The following is a 6,578-nucleotide window of genomic DNA, read 5'->3' as shown; positions in this document are numbered from 1 at the left end:
GTTCGCGGGGAACGGGTCACTCCCCGGTCGCCGGACCGAGGAGCTGAAGGTGGACGGTGCCCGCCGCGAAGCCGGGGGACCCTTCGGCGGCATCGGAGCTGCCGGCGTGGACCGATGCCACCTCCCACAGCTTGCCGGCGATCTCCACGGTGTCGCCCTCACGTACATCCTTGTAGAACGCCACGGTCCGCTGCTGGGCCACGACGAGGATGTCCGCGCGAGCCGGCTCCGCCCGTACCTCCTGCACCACCACGCCAAGTCCGTCGGCTCCTGGCTCGTTGTGCGGAACGTGCCACTGCAACGACCAGCGCCCCTCGTTGGTGCTCGGCCACTCGCTCACATCTTCTCCCTCGTCCCCTGCTCCGTCCTGGCCACCACCGGCCAGAACAACACGGTAGGTGCAGACCTGGGCGACATCGAAGGACTGTCCGGCGATGGTGACAGCGTCCCCGGCCGCCACCGACCAGCTGTCCGGCCCGTCCACGAGTTCGAGCTGCGCCTGCCGCGTGGTGCCGTCGGCGCTGCCGTCCGTGTAGGCGATCACGGTGCCGTCCGGCAGGGTGGCCTCCCCACCGCGCAGCACCCGCGTGCCGGACGGCGGCGGATCGCCCTCGCACTGCGGTCCGGCGTCGGGTGGCGGCGCCTCGGCCGGAGGCTGCTCCTCAGCGGGGCTTTCGGGCGAGCGCGGCGGATCGGACTCGTCCTGCTCACCGCCACAGCCGCCCAGAACAAGAGCCATCGCTACCGCGCCCGGAAGCCACAGCGCGCGTCGTGTCGTCATGCTCATCTCACATCTCCCGGTACGGCAGGAGGCACATCACTTGGGTACCGTCAGAGCCTGCGCGCTGTTGAAGTAGCGCTCGTACTGTTCCTCGGTGACCTCCAGCGGAGGGTACCGGTCGCCCCAGGGATTGCCGAGAATGACCTTTCCGTCCTCGAATCCCTTCACGTAGTAGACGTGCCGGGTGGAGAAACTGTTGCCCCACTCCTCCGGGATGTCGTCGCCGTCGGTACCGGTGGCCACGATGACCGGCTGCCCGCTGTTGAAGGCATCCCGCATGTCGGAGAAGCCGTCGCCGATGCTCTCCGACTCGTTGCCCGTGAGATAGGGCGGTGCCTGTTCGGTGTAGTCCCACTCGATGGCGCCGTAGTTGCCTCGTTCGGCCCGGTCGAAGGCGGGGTCGTCCTGGTACCCGTCGGGCGCGCCGCCCTGGTCCTCGCCGTACATCAGCGCGAACGCCTTCTCGTAGTAGGCCGGCCAGGTCTCGCCGTTCCCGTAGGCCGACATCGGGTTGCCGTTCTCGTCCATCGGCAGTTCCGGAGTGACCGTCACCCAGCGCAGGTTGCCGTGCTCGTCCCAGATGCGGACGTCCACGGTGCCGTTGGGGTTCTGCCGCAGTCCGTCCTGGATGAACTGCGGGTCGGTCTGGGTGATGGCCGTCAGCGAAGCGATGTACCAGCAGTCGCCGAAGCGTCCCTGGGAGATGTCGGCAGCCGAGACGAAGGCACCGGTGCCGTCGGGGGCGAACAGCGGATCGGTCGGCACTCCCCACCGCATGCCGTTGGCGGACTCCCCGTTCTGGGAGTTCTCGCCCATGAGGTAGGCGTCGGTGGAGGTGAAGTCGGGCTGTACCCAGGGAAAGGCGTTGACGAGCTTGTCCAGGTTGCGTTTGTCGACAGCCGCCAGCAGCCCGCTGAGGTGATCGCGGCGCTGATCCTCGGGGATACCGTTCTGCTCGCGGGTGAACAGACTCCAGAAGCCCGTTTCCTCGTCGGTGAGCAGATCGTTGTACCGCGCCAGGTCCGCCGGTGGCACCTTGGCGACGAACAGATCCAGCTCGACCGCCGTGAGACCGTCGAGTTGGCTCATGATCCGCTCCAGCTCGTCGCGGTTGCCGTTGCTGCCGAAGTCCTGGCCGTCCAAGCCCTCCAGGGCCGCCAGTGCCTCCTCGATGTCCTCGGCGTCCGGAGGATCCTCGTCGGCGAACAGCAGGCGGTCCGGGATCCGGTACCCGGCGTCGACCAGGTCCCGGCAGCCGTCGATCTGCTCCCGCCGGCGATCGATCTCCCCGGCCGTCCGCTCCAGGGAACCGGCGAGGGAACCGGGCAGTGAGACGTACGCGCTGAAGAGGCCACCGATCCCTCCCCAGCCCAGCACACCGGACAGGGCGGGGTCCCGGGTGGCGGGCTCGTTGTCGAGGTGCTCGCCCGCCTCCCTCAGCACCTCGCGCAGCTCTCTGTGCAGATCGTGTGCGCCGCCGCTGAGTTCGGACAGATGTGTGGAGAGCTGGCCCAGCCGCTCGATGTCGAAGCCACGGAAGGTCATGGCCTACTCCCCCTCCTCGTCGGCGCGCTCGTCCAACCGCGCTGCGGCGGAATCCCAGCGCCTGGCATCATCCGTCAGCGCCTCGGACATACCACGCAGGGAGCCCTGCAACTCGGCGAGTTCCTCCGTGGTGGTCTCCGCGTACGGCCCCTTCCACAAAGGTGGGTCGCTGCTCTGGGCCGTGGTGACGGCCGTGCTGAGGTAGGAGTCCAGCACACCGGCCACCCTGCGTGCCTCGCGCGCGCACTCGCGCAGCTTCTCGGCGCGGCGGCGCAGCTCTGCCGCGGACTCTCCGGTTGTTGTGCCGTTCGTCAACGGATCCCCCAGCCGTGGACGTAGCAATGCCTGATCCGCGTCACCTTACGCGCGGTTGAATGGGCTAGTGGGGTCAACCCGTTCGTGGGAACGCTTTGTTCCAGGATCACGACCGTTCTCGCACATTGTGATGGGCTGCCCGCATGAGAGTGCGTGCGCTGGTCGCGGGTGTGATGCTGTCCGTTCTCCTCGCCGGGTGCGGGGGCGGCGGCGACAGCGGGGGGAGCCGGACCGAGGGCGGCGGGGACGGCGACAGCACCGAGACGTCGCCGTTCACCGGGGAGGGGACCGGCACCGGGCCCGTGCTCGCCGTCAAGGTGGACAACGCGCCGCAGGCCAGGCCGCAGGTGGGGCTCGGGGACGCGGACATCGTCTACGCCGAGCAGGTCGAGGCCGGGCTGAGCCGGTTCCTGGTGATCTTCTCCGGGACACTGCCGGACGAGGTCGGCCCGGTGCGGTCGGCGCGGCAGTCGGATCTGGAGCTGCTGCGGCAGTTCGGTACGCCGGCGCTCGCCTACTCGGGGGTGCAGAGCGCGCTCCAGCCGGAGCTGGACGACGCCCGGCTGATCCAGCTGACGCCCGGCACGGCGCCCGAGGCGTACGAGCGGCTGACGGACCGGGAGGCGCCGCACAATCTGTTCGGCCGGCCGAAGGAACTGCTGGCCGCCGCCCCGGACGCGTCGGACGCCGCCGGCATCGGGTTCCGCTTCGGCGACGCGCCCGCGAGCGGCGGCCGGGACACCTCCGAGGAGACCGTCTCCTTCCCCGCCGCCTCCTTCGGCTTCTCCTGGTCGGCCGCTGACGGGCACTGGAAGGTGTCGCTGGACGGGGAGGGGACCGACCTGACGCCGGCCACCGTCGTCATCCAGCACGTGAGCATCACCCAGTCGGAGTTCCACGACAGCTCCGGCGCGTTCACGCCCTTCACCCGCACCACCGGTGAGGGCACCGCGCTCGTGCTGCGCGACGGGAAGGCGTACGAGGGCCGCTGGTCCCGGCCGGACGCCGACTCCGGGACGGACTTCACCACGCCGGACGGTGAGCCGCTGCGGTTCGCCACCGGGCAGGTGTGGGTGCTGCTCACCGAGGGCTGAGCGACACGACCGGCGGTACCGGACGGGTTGTCATACCGGCGCCCATGCCGCCAAGCCGGTGGTACCGCGTGCGCTGACAGAGTGTTGGATGCCTCGTGCGGAGCACTCCAGCGGGCGCCCCAGGTGGCGGGTACACAAGATGATCAGTATGACCCTCAGTCTTGACCACCTCCGCCGTTGCACCGTGGCCGCCGACCTGGGCGCCTCCCGCACCCGCATCTACCTCAAGCAGTCAGGACTCATCGTCGACGAACCGTCCGTCGTCGCCGTCAACACCAAGACCGGTGCGCTCCTCGCCGTCGGGTCCCCCGCCGAGCGGATGGCCGGCCGCACCCCCGCCAACATCCGCGTCGTACGCCCCATCAACGGCGGCACCGTCGTCGACATCGACATGGCCCAGCGCATGCTGCGCGCCATGGTCGGCCCCAAGCTGCGCCGCGCCTTCCGCCGCAAGCCGCTGCTGCGCGCCGCCGTGTGCATCCCGCACGACGCCGACCCGCTGGCCCGCCGCGCCGCGCTGGAGACCCTCATCGGGCTCGGCGCCCGCCGCGTCGAACTCGTCGACTCCCTCGTCACCGCCGGCATCGGCTGCGGGCTCCCGGTCGAGCAGCCGGAGGCCACCATGATCGTGCAGGTCGGGGCGGCCACCACCCAGGTGGCGGTGCTCTCCCTCGGCTCCATCGTCGCCGCCGAGAAGGTGCCGATCGGCGGCGAGACCTTCGACCGCGCGCTCGTCCAGCACCTGCGCAACCAGCACGAGCTGCTGCTGCCCTCGCTGGCGGTGCGCCCCCTGCACCAGGTGCTCAACGGCGAGATGCCGCAGGTCACCGAGGTGCACGGGCGCGATGTCGCCACCGGCCTGGCCCGCACCGTCAAGGTCGACCCCGAGAGCCTGCGGCTGGCCGTCCGCACCCCGCTCACCTCCCTCCTGGACGCCATCCGCGCCGTCCTGCACCGCTGCCCGCCCGACCTGGTGGCCGACCTCGCCGACCGGGGCATCATGCTCACCGGCGGCGCCGCCCAGCTGCCCGGCCTGGACACCACGCTGCGCGAGAACACCGGCATGCCGGTGAACGTCGCCGAGGACCCGGGACTGTGCGCGGTGCAGGGCCTCGGCGCGATGCTGGAGGGCCGGGTCCGGCCGGTGGCCATCCCCGAGCCGGCGAACTGACGGCCGTGGCCGGCGAGGGCACCGGCGCTAACATGGCGCCACCATGGACAACCCCGGCCCGTCGCGTCGGGCCCCGGCCCCGTCGCCCACGGTGGTACTCGCTGTGGCGCTGGGCGGTGGCCTGGGCGCGACGGCCAGGTACGGCGCGACGCGGCTGTGGGACGTGCCCGGCGAGACCGGTGTCCCCTGGACGATTCTCGCGGTCAACACCCTCGGGTGTGCCCTCATCGGGGCGCTGATGGTGATCACCGAGGAGCGCGGGCACCGGCTGGCGCGGCCCTTCCTGGGCACCGGAGTGCTGGGCGGGTTCACCACCTTCTCCGCGTACGCCGGGGGCGTCCGCACCCTGACGGACGCGGGGCGGGTGGGCCCGGCGCTCGGCTATCTGCTGCTGACCCTGGCCGCCGCGATGGCCGCCGTGTGGGCGGGGACGGCCGCCACCCGGTCCGTCCGCGCGAGGCGGCGGTCATGAGCGGCGGCGGCGCGCCGGTCAGCGGGCTGCGGCTGACGGTGCTGCTCGGCGAGGGCGACACGTACGGGCACCGGCCGCTGTACAGCGAGATCGTGCACCGCGCGCACTACGCCCGGCTGGCCGGCGCGAGTGTCTTCCGGGGGATCGAGGGGTTCGGCGCGTCCTCGCTGATCCACACCACCCGGCTGCTGTCGCTGAGCGAGGAGCTGCCGGTCGCGGTGGTCATCGTGGACGTGGCGGAACGCGTCCGGGCGTTCGTGACGGAACTGCGGGAACTGGTGGGCGAGTCGCTGGTGGCATGGGTGGACGAGGTGGAGATCGTCCGGTGAACTGGGTACTGGTGCTGGTGGGCGGCATGGTCGGCGCGCCGCTGCGCTATCTGACGGACCGCGCGGTGCAGGCGCGGCACGACCAGGTCTTCCCGTGGGGCACCCTCACGGTGAACGTGGCCGGCTGTCTGCTGTTCGGCGCGCTGACCGGCGCGGCGGCGGCCGGGGCCGCCTCGTCCGAGGCGCAGCTGCTGCTCGGCACCGGGCTGCTGGGCGCGCTGACTACGTACTCCACCTTCTCCTACGAGACGCTGCGGCTGGCCGAGTCCGGGGCCCGGCTGCTCGCCGTCCTCAACACGGCGGTGAGCGTCGTCGCCGGCACCGGCGCGGTCTTCGTGGCGCACGCCGTGGTGCAGCGGCTGCTGTAACCACCGGCGGCGCGGCGTCCGGGCCCTCAGAGCGTCACCCCGTGGTCGCGCAGCCACGGCGCCGGGTCGATGGCCGAGCCGACGTACGGGGTCAGGCGGATCTCGAAGTGCAGGTGCGGCCCGGTCGAGTTGCCGGTGCTGCCGGAGCGGCCCAGACGCTGCCCGACCGCGATGTACTGGCCCTGCGCCACCTCGGTCACCGACAGATGGGCGTACTGGCTGTAGTAGCCGTTGCCGTGATCGATGATCACGGCGTTGCCGAACGCGTCGCCGCAGGTCACCGACACCACCGTGCCCGAGCCCACCGCCCGCACCGGGGTACCGGTGGGCACCGCGAAGTCCTGGCCGGTGTGGGCGACGAAGTCCTCGGCGATCTCCTGGTCGCTGCGGCCCCTCAGGCGCTGGGCGTAGGAGGCCGTGCCGTCCTCCTCGCGGCCTTCGGGGTCGAAGGCGAGGCTGAGGGTGTGGGGGAAGCGGGTGGCGAGCCGGGCCATGGGGTCCTC

General features: G+C 71.4%; 9 protein-coding genes. 5 read left to right on the top strand and 4 right to left on the bottom strand.

Annotated features, from left to right (window positions below; all coding sequences use genetic code 11):
- Nucleotides 1-16: 16 nt before the first annotated feature.
- Genes ACFV5N_RS22975 through ACFV5N_RS22965 form a run of 3 tightly spaced genes read right to left on the bottom strand, consistent with a single transcriptional unit; the run spans nucleotide 17 to nucleotide 2,641 of the window.
- On the bottom strand, nucleotides 17-781 hold the full coding sequence (locus ACFV5N_RS22975; RefSeq protein WP_385602986.1) for a hypothetical protein: 765 nt from the start codon (nucleotides 779-781) through the stop codon (nucleotides 17-19).
- A gap of 36 nt (nucleotides 782-817) precedes the next feature.
- Nucleotides 818-2,326, bottom strand: a complete 1,509-nt coding sequence (locus ACFV5N_RS22970) for a C2 family cysteine protease (RefSeq protein WP_385602984.1) — start codon at nucleotides 2,324-2,326, stop codon at nucleotides 818-820.
- 3 nt (nucleotides 2,327-2,329) lie between these two features.
- Nucleotides 2,330-2,641, bottom strand: coding sequence for a hypothetical protein (locus ACFV5N_RS22965; protein WP_385602981.1), 312 nt, complete (start codon nucleotides 2,639-2,641; stop codon nucleotides 2,330-2,332).
- A gap of 143 nt (nucleotides 2,642-2,784) precedes the next feature.
- Between ACFV5N_RS22965 and ACFV5N_RS22960 the strand changes: the two genes are divergently transcribed.
- The 5 genes from ACFV5N_RS22960 to crcB all read left to right on the top strand — a co-directional run bounded on the left by ACFV5N_RS22960 (nucleotide 2,785) and on the right by crcB (nucleotide 6,075).
- Nucleotides 2,785-3,735 (top strand): DUF3048 domain-containing protein, encoded by a 951-nt coding sequence (locus ACFV5N_RS22960; RefSeq protein WP_385602978.1) that lies wholly within the window; start codon nucleotides 2,785-2,787, stop codon nucleotides 3,733-3,735.
- 148 nt (nucleotides 3,736-3,883) lie between these two features.
- Nucleotides 3,884-4,906, top strand: coding sequence for a rod shape-determining protein (locus tag ACFV5N_RS22955; RefSeq protein ID WP_375064675.1), 1,023 nt, complete (start codon nucleotides 3,884-3,886; stop codon nucleotides 4,904-4,906).
- Nucleotides 4,907-4,949: 43 nt separating this feature from the next.
- Nucleotides 4,950-5,378 (top strand): fluoride efflux transporter FluC, encoded by a 429-nt coding sequence (locus ACFV5N_RS22950; protein WP_385602975.1) that lies wholly within the window; start codon nucleotides 4,950-4,952, stop codon nucleotides 5,376-5,378.
- The gene (locus ACFV5N_RS22945; protein WP_385602973.1) at nucleotides 5,375-5,707 is read left to right on the top strand and encodes a DUF190 domain-containing protein; all 333 of its coding nucleotides are present in this window, start codon (nucleotides 5,375-5,377) and stop codon (nucleotides 5,705-5,707) included. Before ACFV5N_RS22950 ends, ACFV5N_RS22945 begins: the two co-directional genes overlap by 4 nt.
- Nucleotides 5,704-6,075 carry a fluoride efflux transporter CrcB gene (crcB, locus tag ACFV5N_RS22940; protein ID WP_385602970.1) on the top strand — a complete coding sequence of 124 codons (372 nt, stop codon included), beginning with the start codon at nucleotides 5,704-5,706 and terminating at the stop codon, nucleotides 6,073-6,075. The genes ACFV5N_RS22945 and crcB overlap by 4 nt, the downstream gene beginning before the upstream one ends.
- Nucleotides 6,076-6,101: 26 nt before the next feature.
- Here crcB and ACFV5N_RS22935 read toward each other — a convergent pair.
- Nucleotides 6,102-6,578, bottom strand: a 477-nt coding sequence (locus tag ACFV5N_RS22935; protein ID WP_385602967.1) for a M23 family metallopeptidase, incomplete at its 5' end; no start/stop codon positions are given.

This window comes from Streptomyces sp. NPDC059853 (assembly GCF_042731495.1).
In the GTDB taxonomy this organism is placed as follows: Bacteria; Actinomycetota; Actinomycetes; order Streptomycetales; family Streptomycetaceae; genus Streptomyces.
This window is presented reverse-complemented; position numbering and strand designations above follow the sequence as displayed.